Source organism: Pseudomonas agarici (assembly GCF_900109755.1).
Lineage (GTDB): Bacteria > Pseudomonadota > Gammaproteobacteria > Pseudomonadales > Pseudomonadaceae > Aquipseudomonas > Aquipseudomonas agarici.
In genome coordinates this window covers 40,922-62,693 of sequence record NZ_FOAR01000017.1, presented here as the reverse complement: position 1 = coordinate 62,693, position 21,772 = coordinate 40,922, and the positions used below count along the sequence as shown (strand labels likewise).

18 protein-coding genes and 1 pseudogene are annotated in these 21,772 nt (G+C 60.5%); 11 read left to right on the top strand and 8 right to left on the bottom strand.

Annotated elements, in window-relative coordinates:
• The first annotated feature begins 11 nt into the window (after positions 1 to 11).
• The 3 genes from BMX68_RS16290 to BMX68_RS16280 are packed head-to-tail and all read left to right on the top strand — an operon-like array spanning position 12 to position 4,434.
• Positions 12 to 1,619 carry a carboxyl transferase domain-containing protein gene (locus BMX68_RS16290; RefSeq protein ID WP_074862365.1) on the top strand — a complete coding sequence of 536 codons (1,608 nt, stop codon included), beginning with the start codon at positions 12 to 14 and terminating at the stop codon, positions 1,617 to 1,619.
• A gap of 50 nt (positions 1,620 to 1,669) precedes the next feature.
• Entirely contained in the window at positions 1,670 to 2,485 is an 816-nt protein-coding gene (locus BMX68_RS16285; RefSeq protein ID WP_017132065.1) for a gamma-carboxygeranoyl-CoA hydratase, read from the top strand.
• The gene (locus BMX68_RS16280; protein WP_017132066.1) at positions 2,485 to 4,434 is read left to right on the top strand and encodes an acetyl/propionyl/methylcrotonyl-CoA carboxylase subunit alpha; all 1,950 of its coding nucleotides are present in this window, start codon (positions 2,485 to 2,487) and stop codon (positions 4,432 to 4,434) included. Before BMX68_RS16285 ends, BMX68_RS16280 begins: the two co-directional genes overlap by 1 nt.
• Positions 4,435 to 4,556: 122 nt before the next feature.
• On the opposite strand, the gene BMX68_RS16275 is transcribed toward BMX68_RS16280, so the two are convergent.
• Positions 4,557 to 5,213, bottom strand: a complete 657-nt coding sequence (locus BMX68_RS16275; protein WP_026013188.1) for a LexA family protein — start codon at positions 5,211 to 5,213, stop codon at positions 4,557 to 4,559.
• Between the two features lie 129 nt (positions 5,214 to 5,342).
• Between BMX68_RS16275 and BMX68_RS16270 the strand changes: the two genes are divergently transcribed.
• The gene (locus tag BMX68_RS16270) at positions 5,343 to 5,711 is read left to right on the top strand and encodes a DUF6124 family protein (protein WP_017132067.1); all 369 of its coding nucleotides are present in this window, start codon (positions 5,343 to 5,345) and stop codon (positions 5,709 to 5,711) included.
• Positions 5,712 to 6,249: 538 nt separating this feature from the next.
• Positions 6,250 to 7,401: a M14 family metallopeptidase gene (locus BMX68_RS16265; RefSeq protein ID WP_017132068.1), complete on the top strand. Its 1,152-nt coding sequence runs from the start codon at positions 6,250 to 6,252 to the stop codon at positions 7,399 to 7,401.
• Between the two features lie 6 nt (positions 7,402 to 7,407).
• Here BMX68_RS16265 and BMX68_RS16260 read toward each other — a convergent pair whose 3' ends face one another.
• Complete coding sequence (locus BMX68_RS16260) at positions 7,408 to 8,328, bottom strand: LysR family transcriptional regulator (RefSeq protein WP_017132069.1); 921 nt, start codon at positions 8,326 to 8,328, stop codon at positions 7,408 to 7,410.
• A 158-nt stretch (positions 8,329 to 8,486) separates the two neighbouring features.
• On the opposite strand from BMX68_RS16260, the gene BMX68_RS16255 reads away from it, so the two are divergent.
• Together BMX68_RS16255 and BMX68_RS16250 are read left to right on the top strand one after the other, a co-directional pair.
• Positions 8,487 to 8,927, top strand: a complete 441-nt coding sequence (locus BMX68_RS16255; protein WP_017132070.1) for a DoxX family protein — start codon at positions 8,487 to 8,489, stop codon at positions 8,925 to 8,927.
• A gap of 109 nt (positions 8,928 to 9,036) precedes the next feature.
• Complete coding sequence (locus BMX68_RS16250; RefSeq protein WP_017132071.1) at positions 9,037 to 10,188, top strand: MFS transporter; 1,152 nt, start codon at positions 9,037 to 9,039, stop codon at positions 10,186 to 10,188.
• Positions 10,189 to 10,312: 124 nt separating this feature from the next.
• Here BMX68_RS16250 and BMX68_RS16245 read toward each other — a convergent pair whose 3' ends face one another.
• The 4 genes from BMX68_RS16245 to BMX68_RS16230 all read right to left on the bottom strand — a co-directional run bounded on the left by BMX68_RS16245 (position 10,313) and on the right by BMX68_RS16230 (position 15,690).
• The gene (locus BMX68_RS16245) at positions 10,313 to 12,727 is read right to left on the bottom strand and encodes a TonB-dependent siderophore receptor (protein ID WP_026013189.1); all 2,415 of its coding nucleotides are present in this window, start codon (positions 12,725 to 12,727) and stop codon (positions 10,313 to 10,315) included.
• Positions 12,728 to 12,857: 130 nt separating this feature from the next.
• Positions 12,858 to 13,838: a FecR family protein gene (locus BMX68_RS16240; protein WP_017132073.1), complete on the bottom strand. Its 981-nt coding sequence runs from the start codon at positions 13,836 to 13,838 to the stop codon at positions 12,858 to 12,860.
• A 40-nt stretch (positions 13,839 to 13,878) separates the two neighbouring features.
• Positions 13,879 to 14,379, bottom strand: coding sequence for an RNA polymerase sigma factor (locus BMX68_RS16235; protein WP_017132074.1), 501 nt, complete (start codon positions 14,377 to 14,379; stop codon positions 13,879 to 13,881).
• Between the two features lie 246 nt (positions 14,380 to 14,625).
• A complete protein-coding gene (locus tag BMX68_RS16230) occupies positions 14,626 to 15,690 on the bottom strand; it encodes a hypothetical protein (protein ID WP_017132075.1) in 1,065 nt (354 codons plus the stop codon).
• A gap of 185 nt (positions 15,691 to 15,875) precedes the next feature.
• Here BMX68_RS16230 and pdxR (BMX68_RS16225) point away from each other — a divergent pair, with 185 nt between their 5' ends.
• Both pdxR (BMX68_RS16225) and BMX68_RS26415 read left to right on the top strand, forming a co-directional pair.
• The gene (gene pdxR / locus BMX68_RS16225; protein ID WP_026013190.1) at positions 15,876 to 17,282 is read left to right on the top strand and encodes a MocR-like pyridoxine biosynthesis transcription factor PdxR; all 1,407 of its coding nucleotides are present in this window, start codon (positions 15,876 to 15,878) and stop codon (positions 17,280 to 17,282) included.
• A 51-nt stretch (positions 17,283 to 17,333) separates the two neighbouring features.
• Positions 17,334 to 17,461 (top strand): annotated as a pseudogene (locus BMX68_RS26415) (IS5-like element ISCARN85 family transposase); the annotation flags it as partial.
• A gap of 52 nt (positions 17,462 to 17,513) precedes the next feature.
• On the opposite strand, the gene BMX68_RS16220 reads toward BMX68_RS26415, so the two are convergent.
• The gene (locus BMX68_RS16220) at positions 17,514 to 18,659 is read right to left on the bottom strand and encodes an MFS transporter (RefSeq protein WP_017132078.1); all 1,146 of its coding nucleotides are present in this window, start codon (positions 18,657 to 18,659) and stop codon (positions 17,514 to 17,516) included.
• 97 nt (positions 18,660 to 18,756) lie between these two features.
• On the opposite strand from BMX68_RS16220, the gene BMX68_RS16215 reads away from it, so the two are divergent.
• Positions 18,757 to 19,530, top strand: coding sequence for an AraC family transcriptional regulator (locus tag BMX68_RS16215; protein ID WP_017132079.1), 774 nt, complete (start codon positions 18,757 to 18,759; stop codon positions 19,528 to 19,530).
• A gap of 123 nt (positions 19,531 to 19,653) precedes the next feature.
• On the opposite strand, the gene BMX68_RS16210 is transcribed toward BMX68_RS16215, so the two are convergent.
• Positions 19,654 to 20,094 (bottom strand): carboxymuconolactone decarboxylase family protein, encoded by a 441-nt coding sequence (locus BMX68_RS16210; RefSeq protein WP_017132080.1) that lies wholly within the window; start codon positions 20,092 to 20,094, stop codon positions 19,654 to 19,656.
• A 187-nt stretch (positions 20,095 to 20,281) separates the two neighbouring features.
• Between BMX68_RS16210 and pdxR (BMX68_RS16205) the strand changes: the two genes are divergently transcribed.
• Positions 20,282 to 21,724, top strand: coding sequence for a MocR-like pyridoxine biosynthesis transcription factor PdxR (gene pdxR, locus BMX68_RS16205; protein ID WP_017132081.1), 1,443 nt, complete (start codon positions 20,282 to 20,284; stop codon positions 21,722 to 21,724).
• Positions 21,725 to 21,772: the final 48 nt, after the last annotated feature.

The window sequence follows — 21,772 nt, the reverse complement described above, 5'->3', positions numbered from 1 at the left end:
GGGGCGCACACATGGCAATTCTGCACACGCAACTCAACTCGCGCTCGGCGGAGTTTGCCGACAACCGCGCAGCGATGCTCGAACAGGTCATGGCCCTGCGCTCGCTGCTGGTCCAAGTCCAGCAAGGCGGTGGGCCAAAGGCCCAGGAGCGGCACACCTCGCGGGGCAAGCTGTTGCCGCGCGAACGGATCAACCGCCTGCTCGATCCGGGCTCGCCGTTCCTGGAAATCAGCCAGTTGGCGGCGTATGAGGTCTACGGCGAAGACGTTCCGGCTGCCGGACTGATTGCCGGCATCGGTCGCGTCGAAGGGGTCGAATGCATGATCGTCGCCAACGACGCGACGGTCAAAGGCGGCTCCTACTACCCATTGACCGTGAAAAAACACCTGCGGGCACAGGCCATCGCCCAGCAAAACCGCCTGCCGTGCATCTACCTGGTGGACTCCGGCGGCGCCAACCTGCCGCGCCAGGACGAGGTGTTCCCGGACCGCGAGCACTTCGGGCGGATTTTCTTCAATCAGGCCAACATGAGCGCCATGGGCATCCCGCAGATCGCCGTGGTCATGGGCTCCTGCACCGCCGGCGGTGCCTACGTGCCGGCGATGGCCGATGAAGCGATTATGGTCCGCCGGCAGGCAACCATCTTCCTCGCTGGCCCGCCTCTGGTAAAAGCCGCCACCGGCGAAGTGGTGAGCGCCGAAGACCTCGGCGGCGCCGATGTGCACTGCCGGATTTCCGGGGTCGCCGACCATTACGCAGACAGCGATGAACACGCCCTGGCCCTGGCTCGACGCAGTGTCGCCAACCTCAACTGGCGCAAGCTCGGCCAGTTACAACAACGCACACCGATTGCTCCGCTCCACGCTGCCGAGCAATTGTATGGAGTGATTCCGGCCGATGCCAAGCAGCCCTTCGACGTGCGAGAAGTGATCGCCCGGCTGGTGGACGGCTCGGTCTTCGATGAGTTCAAAGCGCTGTTCGGCACCACCCTGGTCTGCGGTTTTGCCCACTTGCACGGTTATCCCCTGGCGATCCTGGCGAACAATGGCATTCTCTTCGCCGAAGCCGCGCAGAAAGGCGCGCACTTTATCGAGCTGGCCTGCCAACGCGGCATCCCGCTGCTGTTCCTGCAGAACATCACCGGCTTCATGGTCGGTCAGAAATACGAGGCCGGCGGCATCGCCAAGCACGGCGCCAAGCTGGTGGCCGCCGTAGCCTGTGCCAGGGTGCCGAAATTCACCGTGATCATCGGTGGCAGCTTCGGTGCCGGCAACTACGGCATGTGTGGCCGCGCCTACGATCCGCGCTTCCTGTGGATGTGGCCCAACGCGAGGATTGGCGTAATGGGCGCCGAACAGGCGGCGGGCGTACTGGTGCAGGTCAAGCGCGAACAGAGCGAGCGCGCCGGCCAAGGGTTTTCAGCCGAGCAGGAGGCCCAGATCAAGCAACCGATCCTCGACCAGTACGAGCATCAGGGCCATCCGTACTATTCCAGCGCACGGCTGTGGGACGACGGGGTGATCGATCCGGCACAGACCCGCGAGGTCCTTGGCCTGGCGCTCTCGGCCTCGCTCAATGCGCCGAGCGAACCGAGCCGTTTCGGCGTGTTTCGGATGTGACCGCGATGAGCCGGCCAATGCCTACAAAAAGCTGCACAGGACTCGACACTATGACCGATTTCAACACCCTGGAACTACAGACCGACCCACGCGGCTTCGCCACCCTCTGGCTCAGCCGTGAAGACAAGCACAACGCCTTCAACGCCGAAATGATCCGCGAATTGATCCTCGCCCTGGACAAGGTCCAGGCCAACCCGTCCCTGCGCTTTCTGGTACTGCGTGCCCGCGGTCGACACTTCAGCGCCGGCGCCGATCTGGGCTGGATGCAGCAATCGGCCGAACTGGACTACCGGACCAACCTCGACGACGCCCGCGAACTGGCCGAACTGATGTACAACCTGGCCCGCCTGAAAGTCCCGACCCTGGCCGTGGTGCAAGGTGCAGCCTACGGCGGCGCACTGGGGCTGATCAGTTGTTGCGATATGGCCATCGGCGCCGACGATGCCCAATTCTGCCTGTCGGAGGTGCGCATCGGCCTGGCCCCGGCGGTGATCAGTCCGTTCGTGGTCCAGGCCATCGGCGAGCGCGCCGCCCGCCGCTACGCCCTGACCGCCGAACGCTTCAGCGGCCTGCGTGCCCGTGAACTGGGACTGTTGGCCGAAAGCTACCCGGCGACCGAACTGGATCGCCAGGTCGAGGCATGGGTCGACAATCTGCTGCTCAACAGTCCCCAGGCGATGCGTGGAACCAAGGAACTGTTGCGCGAAGTTGGCAGTGGCGTGCTCAGCCCATCCCTGCGGCGCTACTGCGAAAACGCCATTGCCCGTATCCGGGTCAGCCCCGAAGGCCAGGAGGGCCTGCGCGCCTTCCTGCAAAAACGCCCACCGGGCTGGCAAGCCGAACTGACTGCCAAGGAGCCCCGTTGATGAGCGCCCCCGCTATCACCGCCCTTCTGGTCGCCAACCGCGGCGAAATCGCCTGCCGGGTCATGCGTACCGCCAAGGCCATGGGTCTGACCACCGTCGCCGTACACAGCAGCGTCGACCGTGATGCCCGTCACTGCCGCGAAGCCGATATCCGCGTCGACCTGGGCGGCAACAAGGCCGCCGAGAGTTATCTGCAGATCGACAAATTGATCGCCGCCGCCCGAGCCAGCGGTGCGCAGGCGATTCACCCCGGCTATGGTTTTCTCTCGGAAAACCCCAAGTTCGCCAGGGCTATCGAAGATGCCGGGCTGATCTTCCTCGGCCCGCCCGCCGCCGCCATCGAGGCCATGGGCAGCAAGTCCGCGGCCAAGGCGCTGATGGCCAGCGCTGGCGTGCCATTGGTGCCCGGTTATCACGGCGAGGACCAGGACCTGGATACCTTCCGCGAGGCGGCCGAGCTGATCGGCTATCCGGTCCTGCTCAAGGCCACCGCGGGTGGTGGCGGCAAGGGCATGAAGGTGGTCGAGGACGTCAGCCAACTGGCCGAAGCCCTGGCCTCGGCGCAGCGCGAGGCGCAGTCGTCGTTCGGCGATTCGCGGATGCTGGTGGAAAAATACCTGCTCAAGCCTCGTCATGTGGAAATCCAGGTGTTCGCCGATCAACATGGCCACTGCCTGTACCTCAACGAGCGCGACTGCTCGATTCAGCGCCGTCACCAGAAAGTCGTCGAGGAGGCCCCGGCACCAGGCCTGAGCCCGCCACTGCGCGAAGCCATGGGCGAAGCGGCGGTACGCGCGGCCAAGGCTATCGGCTATGTCGGAGCCGGTACCGTGGAGTTCCTGCTGGATTCACGCGGCGAATTCTTTTTCATGGAGATGAACACCCGCCTGCAGGTCGAGCACCCGGTTACGGAAGCCATCACCGGTCTCGACCTGGTGGCCTGGCAGATCCGCGTCGCCAACGGCGAAGCCCTGCCAATGAGCCAGGAACAGGTGCCGCTGCACGGGCATGCCATTGAGGTGCGCCTGTATGCCGAGGATCCGAGCAATGATTTTCTCCCCGCCACCGGACGCCTCGAGGTCTACCGCGAATCCGGCGCCGGGCCGGGACGCCGAATCGACAGCGGCGTGGCCGAAGGCGACAGGGTGTCGTCCTTCTATGACCCGATGCTCGGCAAGCTGATCGCCTGGGGCGAAACCCGCGAACAGGCGCGCCTGCGCTTGCTGGCGATGCTCGACGAATTCGCCGTCGGCGGCCTGAAGACCAACCTCGCTTTCCTGCGGCGGATCATCGGCCATGCGGCTTTCGCCGCCGCGGAACTGGATACCGGCTTTATCCCCCGCTATCAGGAACAACTGCTGCCGGCTGCCGACGAACTCTGCGATGAGTTCTGGCAGGTGGCGGCCCTGGCATGGTCCCACAGTCAGGCTACGGCGACACGCACGGATGATCCGGGCTCACCCTGGGCCAGTGGCAACGGCTTTCGCAGCGGGCTGCCAGCCGAAACCACGCTGCACCTGAGCTGCCAGGGCGAAGACCGGGCCCTGACACTGGATCCGGGCCGGGACGCAGGGGTCGCGTTGCACGGCGAGTCACTGTCCATCGACCGCCAGGGTATTCGCCGCCGCTACCGGGCGATCCGCCAAGGCGACAGCCTCTACCTGCAATGGCAAGGCGAACTGTTGGCGATCGGCAGCCATGACCCGATTGCCGCCGTGGAGGCCAGCCATGGCCATCAGGACGGACTGACGGCGCCCATGAACGGCAGCATCGTCCGGGTACTGGTACAAGTCGGCCAGAGTGTCGAGGCCGGAACCCAACTGGTGGTGCTCGAAGCCATGAAGATGGAACACAGCATTCGTGCGCCCCAGGCGGGTGTGGTCAAGGCGCTGTATTGCCAGGAAGGCGAGATGGTCAGCGAAGGCAGTGCCTTGGTGGAACTGGATTAACCCGATGTCGCCGGCAGGTTGGGGCTCATGAAATCCGTAGCCTTGCTCAAAGTCCGACTGGGAGCAAGGCTTGCCCGCAAAGCGTTTGGATCCTGAAGGCCGTCCCTGTCGCGGGTCAGCCTTCAGAACTTGGTGGTGGCCTGTACGACCACACCGATAATGCTGTAGTCGTCGGTAAACAGAATCTTCGGATAGGTTGGGTTCAGCGGCTTCAGGTAGCGCTGGCCCCCCTCCTCCACCCATTGGCGAAAAAACGCCTCCTCACTGCCCCGTAGACGCGCAATCACCAGCTTGCCGGGCTCGGCATCGAGATCGGGGTCCACCAGAATCAGCATGCCCTCGGGGACGCTGGTGCCCATCGGCGCGGTCATCGCATCTCCCGCCACCTTCAGCCAGAACGCGGCTCCCGAGGCGTAATGATCGGTCACTTCATAGTGCGTCTTACCGTAGCTCTGGGCTTTCGTCTCCCGCGCCGGCATCACCGAATGCCAATCGCTGACCGGGTAGCGAAACGCCGAGGTGATGTCATAGGCCTGTCCATCCCGCTGCGAAGGCTCCTGCACCGCCACCGAACAGTCACGGATCACCAGCACGACCTCCAGATGCCCGAGCCCCAGCGCCCGAAGAACCTTGTTCATGCTGTCGAGATCCGGCTGGCGCCGTTTGTTCAGCCAATGACCGACACCGCCTTGGGATACCCCAACGCGTTCTCCGAGTTTCTCTTGCGTGAGGTCTAGCTCGCGCAGCTTGGCTCTCACCAAGGCAATCCATTTATCCATGAGCGGAACAATACGGGCTGTATTCCGCCGTTCAATACACAAGCTGTATTATATATTACAAACATAAAAATACAGTTAGTACTAATCTTGTGATGCTGATGCGACTTCTTCCTCAAAGGCAGGTTTTCCATGACTTCCACACCCAAGCACATGACCGATATCCACACCATGCCCCCCTGTAATTCACTCAAGGGGAGGCATGCGGCCCAACGCGCACTCGATTATTATTTGAAACCCGCCGTTTCAGGCGCCCTCTCCGACGAGACTGCCTGCTGGCCCGACACCGACAGGCTGTTCGCCGTGCGCGAGAACCTCAGCGTCGAGGAAGCGATGGTCCACGCCTCGGACCTGCTACGGTGTGCCGCCGCCACGGCGTATGAAGCAGCCGATGCCCTGCAGGGTTCATCCCGCGACCTGGCCTTTTCCGTGGTGTACATGGTCGACATGGCCAAGGCCATGGTCGATCGCGCCCTCAGCGCGGAATGTCCAGGAATGTGAAGGGCACTAACGTACCGCCAGTACCAGGCAGCTCACGAAAAAACTGGAGTCTGAAGAGGATTGGAAAAATAATTTCCAAAAGGGACAGGAAAACATTTGACTTGCAAATGATAATGATTATTATTGCAAGCAGCTGGTCGGAAGATCAGTCGATAACCCGGAGACCTTAGGTCGGACTCCTGGATTATCTCCTCATCAGGCTAATCACGGTTTTTGACCCGGCTTTTTGCCGGGTCTTTTTTTCACCCGTTTACGGGCTTCGCTTCAGGCTAATGAAGACTTTGGCGCTGCCATCTTGATGGGGCAGTCGCGATGGCGCGCATGATAGCAAAGGAATATCCATGAGCGAAAGTCCGCAGGTCGAGACAACTGAGCGGAAAAACCGTGGAAGTATTTGAGAATCAATAGCACAAACACAGGCTGGCACACCCTCGGGGCGACGCCTTCTTCGCCGCTCCGGGCTTTCCCCGGCTCGGCCAACCACCGCCAGCCGTGTACAGTAGCAACCACAAAAACAGCATATTCAGGTACACAGACTATGACCGTGGTTCTGCCCTCACTCAAAATCAGCAGCGACTTCGACAGCGGCAATATTCAGGTACTGGATGCCAGCAACCCGTGGCACCTGCTGCTGGCCATCGAGCCAGACACCCGCAGTCATCACTTCCAATGGTTCCATTTCAAGGTCGAAGGCCTGCAAGCGGGACGGACCTATACTTTTGAACTGAGCAATGCCAGCCAGTCTTCGTACAGCAAGGCCTGGACCGGTTATCGCGCCGCCGCCTCCCACGATCATCGCGACTGGTTTCGCACCGATACGCGCTTCGACGGCGAAAGCCTGCATATACAATTCCGGGCCGAGCAACCCCAGGCTTGGTTCGCCTATTTCGAACCCTACAGCCGCAAGCGTCATGACTGGCTGATCAAACAGGCTCTGAGCCATGCCGGCACCGAACTGCTGGCCACCGGCAAAAGCGTCGAGGGTCGGGATATCCAGCTACTGAGAACGGGCAATGGCGCGCAGGGTCGACGCAAGGTTTGGATCATCGCCCAGCAACATCCGGGCGAGCATATGGCCGAGTGGTTCATGGAGGGTGTGATCAAGCGCCTGCAGGAGCGGCACGATCCGCGCCTGAAAGCGCTGCTGGCCGCCGCCGATCTGTACCTGGTGCCCAACATGAACCCTGACGGCGCGTTCCATGGTCATCTGCGGACCAATGCCATGGGTCAGGACCTGAACCGCGCCTGGCAGAATGCCAGCCAGGAAATTAGCCCTGAAGTGTTCTTTGTCCAGCAGCAGATGGCTCACTACGGGGTCGACCTGTTCCTCGATATCCATGGCGATGAGGAAATCCCCTATGTGTTCACCGTCGGTTGCGAAGGCAATCCAGGCTATAGCACCCGTATCGCCGATCTGGAGCAGCATTTTCGCGGTCACCTGAAAGCCCTGACCCGAGACTTCCAGACCACCCACGGCTACGTCCGAAACCTGCCCGGTGCAGCCAATATGACCCTGGCGTGCAACAGCGTCGGCCAACAGTACGATTGCCTGTCACTGACCCTGGAAATGCCCTTCAAGGACAACAACGACGCACCAGACGCTCGCACCGGCTGGTCCGGCGAGCGCTGCGCGAAACTGGCCCGGGATGTCTTGAGCAGTATCGCGGATATCGTCACTCGCCTGCGCTGAAAGCGCCTACCGGACCGGGTCACCGAGCGGCGAGTCAATCTGCGCCCGCAGCCGCGCAATCAGCCAGGAAGCCGCTGGCCCCGGTGGCGTGTCGGTGCGGTAGATCGCATCGAGGCCGTAGGGCTCGTCGCGCATATCCGGCAGGTCCAGACGCACCAGGCGCCCGCTGGCCAGGTCCTCGGCAACCATCGGCGCGGGCATGTTGCCCCAGCCCACACCCTCGCGCAGTAGCATCAGCTTCGATCCCAGGTCTGCCAGGCGCCAGGTGCGGGTCCCCAACACACTGAATTCCTGGTTGCGCGTCAGGGTCGAACGGTCCGACAACACCAATTGCACATGTTCGCGCACGGCGCCTGGCAGGTTCAGTTCCTGCGCCAGCGGGTGCTCGGGCGACGCCACCGAAACCAGCTCGACATTCCCCACTCCGACCCGCTCCAGCCCGGCCAGGCCGTGACTGGAAACGCCACTGACACCGACGATGGCGCGTCTCTCCAGCACCAGTTGCGCCACCGCTCCCAACGCCTCCATGTGCAGGTGCAGAAGTACCGTGGGAAATTCGCGGCGAAACCCTTTGAGCACATCCACCAGGCGCGCCGCTGGCAACATCACATCGACCACCAGGTGGATTTCGCCCTCCAACCCCTGCAACAGGCCCTTGACCTTTGCCCGCAGGCCATCTACACCGTTATAAATGGTCCGGGCCTCAGCCAGCACCGTGCGACCGGCATCGGTCAGTTGTGGCTTGCGGGTGGTGATGCGGTCGAACAACTGCACCCCCAGTTGGTGCTCCAGATTGGCGATGGTGTAGCTGATCACCGAGGTGGCGCGGCTGAGTTTGCGCGCAGCCCCAGCGAAACTGCCGGTTTCGACGACGGTCAGCAGCACTCGCAGTTGATCGAGAGTGGGAGTTCCCGGATTGAGGTTCATGACAGGGTCTCGGCGATCGCATGGATAGGTTAAACGTTCTAAAAAATCGAACCTGACACTCGAAATTATTCGACTATTACGGACGTTACGCTAATGGCAGACTGTTCACCAGTTCGACGCGCCATCGGGGTCGCGCCGCTTTTTTGAAGGTATTGACCATGTCCCAAAGCACAACCAACCATAGCGCCCTCAACTCGACATCCGACAGTACTTCGGCATCTGCCGCTGTTGCTCTCGCCGGACGGATTCTGATCAGCGCTATTTTCCTGATTTCCGGTTTTTCCAAGGTGACCAACCCCAGCGCCATACTCGGCTATATCGGTTCGGCCGGCCTGCCGTTTCCGCAACTGGCGCTGATCGTGGCAATCGTCGTCGAAATCGGCGGCAGCCTGCTGCTGATTCTCGGCTACCGGACCCGTCTGGTGGCCCTGGTGATGGCTGTCTTCACTGTAGCGGCCGCCCTGGCCTTCCACAATCACCTGGCGGACCAGAACCAGTTCACCCACTTCTTCAAGAACATCGCAATGGCCGGTGGCCTGTTGCAAGTGCTGGCCTTCGGTGCCGGTCGCCTCAGCCTGGACGCCCGTCGCCGCGGCTGATTCCACAGCAAGGCGCTCCTTCGCGAGACCTTGGCCTCGCCGTGTAAGACATGATGTGCAAGGATGGAGCGTTGCACGCAGTTGTCTGCCCGATTGCCAAGGATTTTTCATGACTGCCTTCCCTTCCCATGCCCCGACCAAACCGGGGCGCATGGAACAGATGTCGACACGTATTGCCTTCTTTATCGCCGGCTTCGGCGTCGCCGCCTGGGCACCGCTGGTGCCTTTTGCCAAGACCCGCACCGGGATCGATGCAGGCACCCTCGGTCTGCTGCTGTTGTGCCTGGGCGTCGGTTCGATCATCGCCATGCCGGTAGCCGGTGCCCTGGCTTCGCGTTTCGGCTGTCGGCGGGTGCTGATCGTCGGCACCTCGCTGATCTGTATCGCCTTGCCGCTGCTGGCCACTGTCAGTACCCCTTCGTTGCTGATAATCAGTCTGTTCCTGTTCGGCGCCGGACTCGGCTCGGTGGACTCCACGGTCAATCTGCAAGCGGTGATCGTCGAGCGAGCCAGCGGCCAGACCATGATGTCGGGCTTCCATGGCTTGTTCAGTCTTGGCGGCATTGCCGGCGCCGCGGGGGTCAGCGCTCTGCTCGGTCTCGGCCTGTCGCCATTGGTGGCGACAGGCGTGGTGGTCGTGCTCCTGATCCTGGCCCTGCTCAAGGCCGCCCCACACCTGCTGCCCCATGGCGGCGAAAGCTCCGGTCCGGCCTTTGCCGTGCCGCATGGCGTGGTGCTGTTTATCGGTCTGCTGTGTTTTGTGGTGTTTCTCGCCGAAGGTGCGATGCTCGACTGGAGCGCGGTGTTTCTCAGTGCCGAACACCAAGTGCCGGATGCCTATGCAGGCCTCGGCTATGCCGCCTTTGCCCTGACCATGACCCTCGGCCGCCTGACCGGTGATGCCATCGTCCGGCGCCTGGGCGGGAGGCAGGTGATTGTCATCGGCGCTATCACCGCCGCGACTGGCCTGCTGCTGTCTACCTTGGCACCGGCCTGGGAAGTGGCATTGCTCGGCTACGCCCTGGTGGGTGCGGGCTGTTCGAATATCGTGCCAGTACTGTACACCGCCACGGGCAAACAGCAGGTCATGCCACAAAACATCGCCATACCGGCGATTACTACCCTGGGTTATGCGGGGATTTTGCTGGGGCCGGCGGCGATTGGTTTTATCGCTCATGCCAGCAGCTTGAGCGTGGCGTTCCTGCTGATCGCGCTGATGCTGCTAGGCACGGCGATCGGCGGAAAAATTTTGCGGGTCTGAGTTAATGCCGTGTTTGCAGGCGTCGGCTTGTCGGCGATCCAGGCACTGCGAAATGATCGCGCACCGCCTCGATACAATCGCTGCGGTGCGGCGTTCCGCCAAGCCAACTCCTACAGACGTTCTATCAGAACCCCACACTGGCCTGCACGAAGAATGTCCGCGGCTCCCCCACGTAGATCCCCGCATTGTTATCGCTTGAGCGAGTGAAGTAGCGCTTGTCGAACATGTTGCGCACCCCCGCGCCCAGCTTCAAGTTCGACAACTGTGCCCCGAAGTCATAGGCACCACGCGCATCCCAGGTCATATAGCCGGGAATGTTGCCGTACTGACCATCGGCGGTCGGCTCGGTGATGTAGTTGCCATTGAAACTACCATCGGCGTTGGTCCCGGTACCCGGCGCATGCTGGACCGAGCGAGCGAAGCCGTCGACGTTGTAGGTCCAGCGGTTGACCGCATAACGTAGGCCGACATTGAGCACCTGACGGGAATACAACGGCAGGTCACGATTCTTGAAGCCAGGAATATCGCCCTGGGAGGTAGCCTTGGTGTAGGTGAAGCCGGCGTTGGCGGTCAGGCCGTCGAGCAGTGGGTTCAGCGTCGACAGATCATAGTGCACAGAGGTCTCGATACCCTGGTGCTTGGTCGCACCGAGGTTGGTCCAACCCACATCGTTGCTGACATATTGCAGTTCGTCGGCGAAGTCGATGTAGAACAGGGTCATCTCACCGCCCCAGATGCCGTTGTCATACCGGGTACCCAACTCGTAGGTCTTGGCCTTTTCCGGTTGCAGGCCATTGGCGGTGCTGTTGCCGTTACCGCCCTGCGCCACCTGGAAATACTGCAGGCTGCCGAAGGAAGTCTCGTAGTTGGCGAACAGCTTCCAGGCATCGGAGAGGTGGTACATCACGCTAATGGCTGGCAGCGGTTCGTTGCTGTTGACGCTGCGGTTTTTCTCTTGGACCGGCACGCCGCTGGTGCCCAGTACCGCACGCTCATGCCAGTCGGTATTAATGCGCTCGAAGCGGATACCTGGGGTAATTGTCCACTTGCCCACATCGATCTTGTTGTCGATGTAGAAGGCGTGCGCCTCGGTGCCACCGGTACGGTCCTGGAAGATATGGCCGTCGGAGGTCGGGGTAATGGTCGGAACGTTGTTGACCAAGGCCAGCCGGCTGGAGGACTCGTGCATCGCCTCACGCAGGTAGCGATAACCGACGCTGACTTCCTGACTGGTGTTGCCCAGTTCGAACACCCGCGACGCCCGCGGCTCGACACCCAACGTATAGTAACTGCGCGGGAAGGAGCCAAGGGTCTTCTGGTCGCGGGCGGCGATGTGGCTGCCGCGAAAGCTGTCGGTGTAGTAGGTCAGCACTTCGACCTGGGTCTGGTCATCCACCTGCCGCTTGTACTTGAAGGAGATGTCCTTGCGACGGCCACTGAAATTATCGTAGTCACGCACCGACTGGTAAGGATTGGCGTCGTACTGTTTCTGGGTCAAGCCGCCCGGCATGTCCGCATTGGCATCGTAGTAATGCAGGTTAAGCGAGAAATCGTCCTGATCGGTCGGCGCCCAGTGGGTTTTAAGCAGCACATCATTGATGTCGTTGCTGTTGTTGCTTTCGCGAAAACCCTCGCCTTTTACGCCGGAGTACAACAGCGCCGCGCCAAAGCCGTTATCGGCGGTGCCGCCAAGGAATGCCGTGTCGAGGTGCTTCACACCGCCATAACGCGAGGTTTCCAGGGTCGTGCCGATTTCACCGGAAAACTTCTGCGGGATCGCCCGAGTCACGAAGTTGATCACGCCGCCGACGTTCTGCGGTCCATAACGCACGGAACCGGCACCCCGCACTACATCGATGCTGTCCAGGTTGCCCACCGACACCGGGGCCATCGACAACTGCGGCTGGCCGTAAGGCGCGAATGCCGCCGGCACGCCGTCGATCAGCACGGTGGAGCGTGGCGACAGACGAGATGTCAGGCCACGCACACCGACGTTGAGGGAAATATCGCTGCCACCCGTACCATTGCTTTCCTGCACCTGCACGCCGGGAACGGTACGCAGCGCATCCCTGACGTTCATCGCCCCCTGCTCAATCATCGTTTCACGACGAATCACCGTCCGCGCGCCTGGGTGGTTCTGCACGATGGCCTGGTCGGCGTCGCCGAGCCAATCACCCACTACCTTGACATCCATCGGCGCCAACTGCAACGAGCCCGCGGCGGTCGGAGCGGCCTCGTGCAAGGTGACCGAACCGTCCCGGAGGTCATAATCCAGGCCGCTGCCACGCAGTAGCACGTTCAAAGCTTCTTCCGGCGACAGGTTGCCGTCTACCGCCGGGGCCTGCTTGCCGGCCACCAGTTGCGGATTGAAAAACACTTGCAAAGAGGTCTGCTGACCCAACTGGCTCAAGGCCGATGCCAAGGACTGGGCCTGAATATGAATGGTCGAATCGGCCTGGGCTGCCTGGCTCAGGGGGGCAACGGCACTGACCGCGAGCGCCAGGGCAAAGGCCTGGGAGCTGGGCAGTGTGTCGCGGATCGCCCGGTATAGAGCGTTGGGTGTGTTGTTCACGTCTGACCTTGTCCTGTTGTTCGCAAATATATGCGGCTGTTAATGAAAACCAGTTGCAGTTGAACAAGAAGACGAAGAACTCGAAAAAAACCTGAATCTATTTTGCAAATATTTCCTGGCTGCCGTCGGCACGGCTCCTGACCGCCACCGGCAGGATGCTCGGCAGGGCCTTGAGCAAGGCGTCGGTATCGTTGACCTTGAACACGCTGGTCAGACGCAGGTTGCCGACCGCCGGGGTGGCGACGCTCAACGGCTTGTCCCGGTAACGCGAAACCTGCCCCACCACATCGGCCAGGCTGGCATTGCTGAACATCAGCTTGCCGCTGCGCCAGGCCAGCAGTTCCTCGGGATTGACTGTCTGCGCGACTTCGACCTGACCCTGGGCATTGACCCGCGTACCGAGGCCGGCGGTGAGGGTGACAAAATCAGCGTCGCGGGCATCACGCCCCTGGACCCTGACCGTCCCGGCCTCCACGACCACATGGACTTGCGTCGGATCGCGGCGCACGTCGAAGCGCGTCCCGGTGACCGTCACCTTGCCGGCCCCGGCCAACACCACAAACGGTCGGTGGCTGTCGTGCTTGACGCCGAACATCGCCTCGCCTTCCTCCAGCTCGACATTGCGCCGGTCCTGCTCGTAACTCACGCGCACTCGGCTGCGACTGTTAAGCTCGATGACTGAGCCATCAGGCAAGGCGACCTGCCGGCGCTCGCCGAGCACCGTAGCGAATGTGGCGCTGTAGGGCGCAGGATGGTTCAAGCCGCTGAACAGACCCAGTCCCAGAGCGACCGCCACCACCCCGGCAGCGACCGCATAGCGTACCAACCGACGCCCGCTCCGCGCTGGAGGCGCATCGCCGAGGGCCTGCAGGCGCGCCCGGGGCACCAGGTCGGTGGTGCTCCACAGTCCCTGGAGCAAATCGAATTCATTCTGGTGCAGCGGATGTTCCTGGCACCAGGCCTGGAACTGCGCCTGTTGTTCAGCGCTCAACGGCGCCTCCTGCATCCGCACGAACCAAGTCGCGGCTTCATCGCGAACCGTGGCGGGATCGCGTGGGCAATCACCGGTATCCATCATGGAAAGTCCTGTCCGGGTGGAACTTGCATCGCCTTGTCCTTCATTGATCCGGTTCATCCAGGCGATCACGCAGATGCCGCAAGGTGCGGATCATATACTTCTCCACCATATTCTTGGACAACCCGAGACGTTTGGCGATTTCTGCCTGAGTCAAGCCCTCGATCTTTTGCCAGATAAACGCCTTGCGACAGTTGACGGGCAGTTCGCCCAGTGCCTGCTCGATGGAGTCGGCAAGCTGGATGGCATGCATGAAATGCTCCGGGTCACCGCTGGGCGGCGCACTGTGATGAATCGCTTCCAGTTCGAGGGCACCGCGCCGGTCTTCGCGACGATAGGCATCCACCGCGATATTGCGCGCGGTCTGATGCAGATAGGCGCGTGGTTGCGCGACGCCGCCAGCAGTGCTTTCCAACACCCGCACAAAGGTATCATGGGCCAGGTCTTCGGCTTGTTGACGGTTTCTCAGTCGGCGAGTCCAAGTGCCGATCAACTCTTCGTAATGCTCGAAAAAACCGGGTGTTCGGGGTGGCTGGAGGTTCATGGCGATGGGCTATGAAGGCGGGGCGTGAATAGTAATGCTTCCTATTAGTAGCCGCAATTCATTCCATCGAATATCAACACCGTAGCAATCGAATACATGATGACCTTGCCGGAAGCGGGACTCGTTGAAAGGTCCATGGCACTTGTGGCCATGAGATCGCCCTTTTTTCAGGCGAAGTCAAAACGTACTGGACTGACTTCGACAGTTATGGGGGGCTCTGGTCCGCATCGCAAAAAAGTCCGAGACTCAGATCAACCGCAATCCAGTCATGCCGCTCATAATCGCCGCCGAAATCAGCAAGCTTATTCCAGCGCCCAACCACCCAATCCGATTGGCACGAGACTCATCGACCCTATGCGCGAGAAGCACCACGCGTAACCCTGAAAACAGGTGAGTCAGCACAAAGAACACGCCCAGCGCGTAATGAGGCAGCAGACGAATATTCCAGGCGTCATGTATCAGACCGGCAGGCAGTCCGGCGGCGAATGCCCAGTCGGTGGGAATATTGAGAAAAGTCCGTGCATAAATGAACACTGAATTCATGTGGCCGAGAATAAACATCGACATGAACACACCTGACGCAACCTGAAAAACCCGATAACGATCAGCCTTCGTTTCTGTCCATGTCCATGCCAGTCGCAGGCCGCTGACAATCTGAAACAACATGACCGCCACCAACAACGGTTCGATAGCTGCCGCTCTATAGACTGTGCGGCCCATGTCCATCACGGCGGCATGCGCTTGGGGGCTTATCAGCCCGAACAAATGATTGAAGATATGAAATAGAACGTAGAGCGCGGTTATTGCGCCAGCGATACCGTGCACCACACGCAAACGCGAGGACGGTTGTACTTGTGAACGTGTGCCGGGCGCACCTTTTCGCGATGCCCAATACCCCAACAACAACCACGCCGGCGACCATATCCAGGTATCCGCGATCTTGCTGCCAGCCATATAGGTAAGCACGCCAAAAAACACATACAGCGTAGGAGCGGCAACCGCCAACAACGCCAATCGCCGGGCACGGGTGCTTTCCCCCGAGGCCGCATGAGTTGTGCTTCCGGCCGTCATCAAACAGATCAAGGGCACGGCAAATGCGGCGATCAACAGCAGAGCAGCGGCGAGGAGAGCGTTTGCCGACAACGGGTCACTTTTCCCTTCGGCGGGGGCTACCACCCAATGGAATGCATCGAGAATCCACGGGTAGAGTGCGGCACTCACCGCCGGTATCCATATCACCACCTTGGCATCAAGGGATCGCACGGAGCCACTGCTGACCATTGAGCTATCCAGCCTTGGGTTATAGAGCATCTTATTCTCCAACGACCGGAGAACATAAATGTCCTGCAAGTCGTTTGCGCATTAGTTGGGGAAAAATCGCTGCTCCACCGGTCTGGGTAATCAACCATTGCGATGGAAATAACGTAGAGAAACATTACTCTGCCAGTAGCCCACCCCATAGAGTCAAAAATGATCAAAATGACTAGGACATTCAAATGAATAAAAACACTCCGCATGAGAGTGAGAATCCACCGTTGTTTCGGCAGATCTACTCGCGCTTTCGTGACTCAATCACAGAAGGTCGCCTCAAGCCTGGCGACCGCGTGCCCTCCATACGGGCGCTGGCCTCGGAACTCAATTTGGCTCATGGAACAATTGAGGCAGCTTATCAATTATTGATAGGCGAGGGTTATCTCATGACACGCGGGGCCGCCGGGACAGTTGTCTCTCCCCAAATTAGATCAGCCCCACTTAAATCGCTTTCGACAAAATCGCAATCCCCCCAACAGCCCCTGATACATACAGGCGAACCTCCACAGCCACTGCAAATGGGGCTGCCGGCGCTAGATGCCTTTCCGAGCAAGTTATGGAACCGTCTGGCCTATCGAGTACTGCGCCACTCTGCCACTGATGGTTTGATTTATCCCGATGCCAAAGGACATGTTTCTTTGCGCAACGCAGTCGCCGGTTATCTGGGTGTTTCACGTGGCATCGGCTGTTCACCAGAGCAGGTTTTTATCGTCGCAGGCTATCGAGCTTGCCTTGATTTGATCTGTAGAAGCCTGCTGCATAGTGCAGATCACTGCTGGGTCGAAGACCCCGGTTACCTGGCTGCCCATCATTTTCTGCGTGAGGCTGGAGCCAACCTCGTTCCCGTTCCTGTCGATGATCAAGGAATGATCGTAGAGTCCGGTATACAACGAGCCTGCAATGCACGCTTTGCTGTGGTAACGCCGACCCACCAAAGTCCGCTGTGTGTTGCGATGTCGATGCCCCGCCGCCAGAATTTGCTGGCTTGGGCTCACCAGCAACAAAGCTGGATTATCGAAGACGACTATGACAGCGAATATCGCTATCTAGGACGCCCCCTCCCGGCCTTGAAAAGTCTGGATACCTATGATCGAGTCCTGTATTGCGGCACTTTCAGCAAAGTGCTGTTACCTGGCTTGCGGCTGGCCTACCTGGTAGTCCCAAAAAATCTTGTTTGCCGATTCGCTCAGATCACCGACATGATGCATAGCCATTGCCCTCAACTATGGCAGGTCACTACGGCCCACTTCATCAATGAAGGCCACTTCGCACGTCATTTGAGAAAAATGCGCAACCTCTATGCAGCTCGACGAGGCTTACTGGTGGCTGCGTTGACCAGCGCCCTGGGGGCTCGCCTGTCGATCGACCATCAGGTCGGGGGGATGCACCTGGTGACGCGTCTGCCTGAAGGTACGGATGATCGCGCCATGGCCGCTAAGGCAAAAAGCGCTGGTTTGAATGTTCATGCCCTCTCCGACTGGTACCTGGAGGCACCCACCGAACCTGGCTTGCTGCTAGGTTTCACTAACATAAAAGACCGCGAGCAGGCCTTATTCCTGGCCACGCTGCTTGGTCAAATGATAGGAGTCTGACCAGTTCCCCATCAGACGGTCACTCCTTTGCAGTCACCTTTGCAACACTATGAAGTGGCGTGCCTATTTAGACAGTTGAAAGGATTGCGCATATTTTTTCCCGCTTTGAAAAGCTGAATATAATGTTTATCGGCTTCGTTAACTTCGCGCTGATCATCGACGGGCTGAAATTGTGTTAGGCCACTGGTGCAGTCCTTCAGCACTTTGCTGCCGTCTTCATGAGCACCGAACTCAGTGGCTGGCACCGCCCCGTGGAAACCGCCACCGAAAGGTCAGTACCCACGCCGTTGCCCCGCAGAACAACAGGCTGGCACCCAAGTCCTGGCTCCAGGCGCTCCCCATCAACCCGGCGCCAATCATCAGATAATACATCAGGCCGAATAACGCCCCGGCGGTACCTTGGCGGTCGGAATAAGCCGCCAGGGCACCGCCGAGGATGTTAGGGATTGCCAGTCCGAACCCCAGCACGATCGCCATCATCGGCAGAACGAACAGCCCGCTGTCTTGCAGCCCCCACACCGCAACGCCCGCTCCTAGCATCAGCCGCGACGCCAGCCCGACCAACCGTTCGCCAGCCCAGCCACGGTGCAGTAGGCGCTTGTTCAGCCAAGCGCCGCAACCCGATCCCAAAGCCAGGATCACGCCGCTGTAGCCGAACAGCTCGCCGCCAAGCCCTAATCGCTGGAACATAAAAGGCGCCAGACTGTAGTAGCTGAAGAGGGCGATGTTGAACGCCGCGACCAGCAGCGCCGAGCGCCAGACACCGAGGTCCCGGAACAGGTCCACCGAGGTGGCGAACAGCGGCGGCGTGACAACCAGTGTCGGACGGGTTTCCGACAGTTGCCGGGCCGACACGCCGAACAGCAGCAATGCCAGGCCCAGCAGGCCGTATAGCACCCCGTGATAGCCAAAGCCGGCCACGAGGCTAGCGCCGGTAAACAGGCCAATAGCCGGGCTCGCCGCCAGAGCCATGCCCACCAACGAAAACACCTGAGCCAATTCCGTCCCTCGAAAGCTATCACGCAGCACCGTCTGGGTCACCACTGAACAGGCCGCCACGCCGAAGGCCGCGAATGCCTGAGAGATCAGGAAAACACTGAAACTGGTGGTGCTCAAGGCCAGGCATATCGCTAGCAGATACACGACGAGTCCGGCGAGCAGCGATGGCCGCCGGCCGATCCAGTCACAGGCCAGGCCCCACACCACCACCCCGAAGGCAAAGGCCAGGAAATACACTGAGAACATGCGCGAAGCCGACGCCACCCCCACTTCCAGGACTCGCTCGATGTCCGCCAGGGCCGGGCTGAAAATACTCTGGGCAATCTGCGGAAACATCAGCAAGGCGATCGCCAGGGCCAACTGGCCATTAAATTTCATGAACATGCACTCCTTGAAAGGCTGAGCGCGATTCTAAGAAAGTACAGTTGGCGTATTATTCAAATTAGGACAATAAACTACTGAAATCGGACAATCCATGGCATGGCTCGACGCCCAGGCGACATTCAACCCCGATACTCTGGCCGCCCCGGTCATCGGTATTGCAGCACGTCTGGGGGACCATGATTCGGGTCGGCATTGTCATCGTCGCGGGCAACTGCTGTTTACCCGCCAGGGCTGTTCGCGCATCACGCTGGCCAACCAACTCTGCCTCCTGCCGCCGTCCCGGGCGGCTTGGATACCGCCTCGCGTGGAACATCGAGCAGTGATGCAGCAGACCGTGGACTATCGCTCACTGTACCTGGCCCCCGAACTGCTTAGCGGGCTGCCGGACCAGATCACGATCATCGAAGTTGGCCCGCTGCTTCGGGCGGTATTGGAGCCCATGACCCTGATGGCCTTCGATACCGACTGGAGCCGGGGCAAGCCCTCTCACCTGCTGGGCCTGTGCCTCGAGGAGATCCGTGAGGCGCCGCGCCAGCCGATGCTGCTGCCCCTGCCTCAGGACAAGCGTCTGGCCCCCCTGCTGGTGTCGCTGGAGCAATTACCGCCCGAACTTCAGGTATTGGTCACCCGAGTCGGTGCCAGCAGCAAGACCATCGGTCGCATCTTCGTGCGCGAAACCGGTATGGGCTATCAGCAGTGGCGCCAGCAGTGGCGGTTGATGCGGGCGATCGAACTGCTCGCCACCGGACGCAATATTGCCTACGTTGCCTATGAACTGGAGTTTGCCAACGATAGCAGCTTCATCGGCTTTTTTCGGCAAATGACGGGGACTACTCCGAGAGCCTATCTGTACGCCTCAAGGTAGTCGCCGCTGAGTATTTTAGGCAAGCGCCAACCAGCGCTCAAGCAAGGGAAAAAAGCCGGACAAATGCCAGGGCAACAATTTCCCTGGCATAGGTTCGCGCCGCTCAGCCCATCGCAACCAGCATCACTCGACCGGCATTTTGCGAAAGCCGATGGCCAGGCGATTCCAGCTATTGATGGTGCCGATGGCCACGCTCAGGTCGACCATTTCCATTGGGCTGAACTCGGCACAAAGTAGTGCATAGTCCTCGTCCGATGCGTGGGTCTCGCTGATCAGGGTCAGGGATTCGGTCCAGGCCAAGGCTGCGCGTTCGCGGGGGGTAAAGAACGGCGTTTCACGCCAGGACGAGAGCGTGTAGAGGCGCCGTTCGGTTTCCCCGGCTTTACGTGCGTGGGTGCCGTGCATGTCGAGGCAAAAGGCGCAGCCGTTGATCTGCGAAGCACGCATCTTCACCAAGTCTATCAGGGACTTTTCCAGGGGCAATTTGCTGACTGCGTTTTCCAGGGCCAACATGGCTTTCAAGGCATCTGGGGAAGCGGCGTAGAAATCAAGACGAGGTTGCATAACATAACTCTTAATCCGTTAAAGACGGTACTACGTTAAGACCATTGAGCATCAGACCAAATAGCCAATTTATTAAAAAAACCGGGAGCCAATCGCCCTGGTCCGCGCAACGGATGCCCCTCTGGGCACGGCAGGCTAAACTGCGCCCCCATTGCGAACTGCTTTTCCCCTTTCAACGAGCCCTCCCATGGAATTACATATCAATCTCGAGGGTCGTCGCGACCTGGCCCGACAAATCACCGAACAACTACGCACCGCCATCACCCAAGGCCAGTTGGTTGCCGGCACCCAGTTACCGCCCACCCGCCTGCTCGCCGAGCAATTGGGGGTCTCGCGCAAGACCGTGGCCGATGCCTATGCCCAGTTGACCTACGACAACCTGCTGGTCGGACGAGTCGGCGCCGGAACCTTCGTCAATTCGCATATTCCCCAGATCCGCCCCAGGACGCACCGCGAAGCACTGGCCGGGGCGGCGGTGATCAAGCAATGGCGTGAGGCGTCGATTCCGCTTCCGATGCACCACCCCATCGGCACCCTGCGCTATGACTACCTGGGCGGGGCCACCAGAAAGAATCAGTTTCCCCATGACGAATGGCGCCGTAGCGTGCTGTTCGCCCTGCGCCAGACTGCCCAGGTGCACGGTTTGTACAGCCAGCCGGAAGGTATCCCGATGCTGCGCGAAGCGATTGCCCGACATATCGGCTTTTCCCGTGGCGTGCGGTGCAACAGCGACGACCTGCTGGTGACCAACGGCGCCCAGCAGGCCCTCGATCTGATTGCCCGGGTGCTGGTCGAGCCCGGCTGCACCGTCGCCGTCGAGGACCCCGGCTACCCACCGGCGCGCCTGTTATTCGCCGCTCAGGGCGCCACTGTGGTCGGCGTCCCGGTGGATGATCAAGGCATCCGGGTCGAGCTGATTCCCGACGGCACGCGGCTGATCTACGTGACCCCGGCGCATCAGTTCCCGCTCGGCATGCCCATGAGCCTGGAACGCCGCCAGGCCTTGTTGGAGCGCGCGCGCGTCCTCGGAGCGATCATCATCGAGGACGACTACGACTGCGAATTCCGCTATGAGGGGCGACCGACCGACTGCCTGCAAAGCCTCGACCAACAGGGTCTGGTCGCCTATGTCGGAACGTTTTCCAAGACCCTGCTGCCGGAATTGCGCCTGGGTTACCTGGTGGCGCCGCCTGGCCTGCTCAAGGCGCTGATCTCGGCCAAACAGTTGACCGACTGGCACACCGCGACGCTGATCCAGTGGGCCTTGGCTAAATTCATGGTCGACGGCTATCTGCTCAAGCACATCCGACGCTGCCACAAGGCCTACTCCAGCCGTCGCGAACACCTGATCGAGCGGCTGGACGGCGACCTTTCACCCTGGTTCCAACGCATCCACTCCACCGCCGGCTTCCACCTGGCGATCCTCGACAAGGGCGCACTGAATATCCCACTGCTGATTGAGCTGGCCAAGAAAGTCGAGGTCAGGTTGTACTCGCTTGCGCCCTTCTACCACACCGCCACCCCGCGCACCGGCCTGCTGATGGGTTACGGCTCCATCGAGACCCTGGATATCCAGCCATCGCTGGACCGGGTGCGCGAGGTGCTTCGCCAGCTACACCCGCAAGACTGATCGCTGGTGGCCCGGACCCTGCCGATCGCTTCCGCCTCCTGCGTGGGA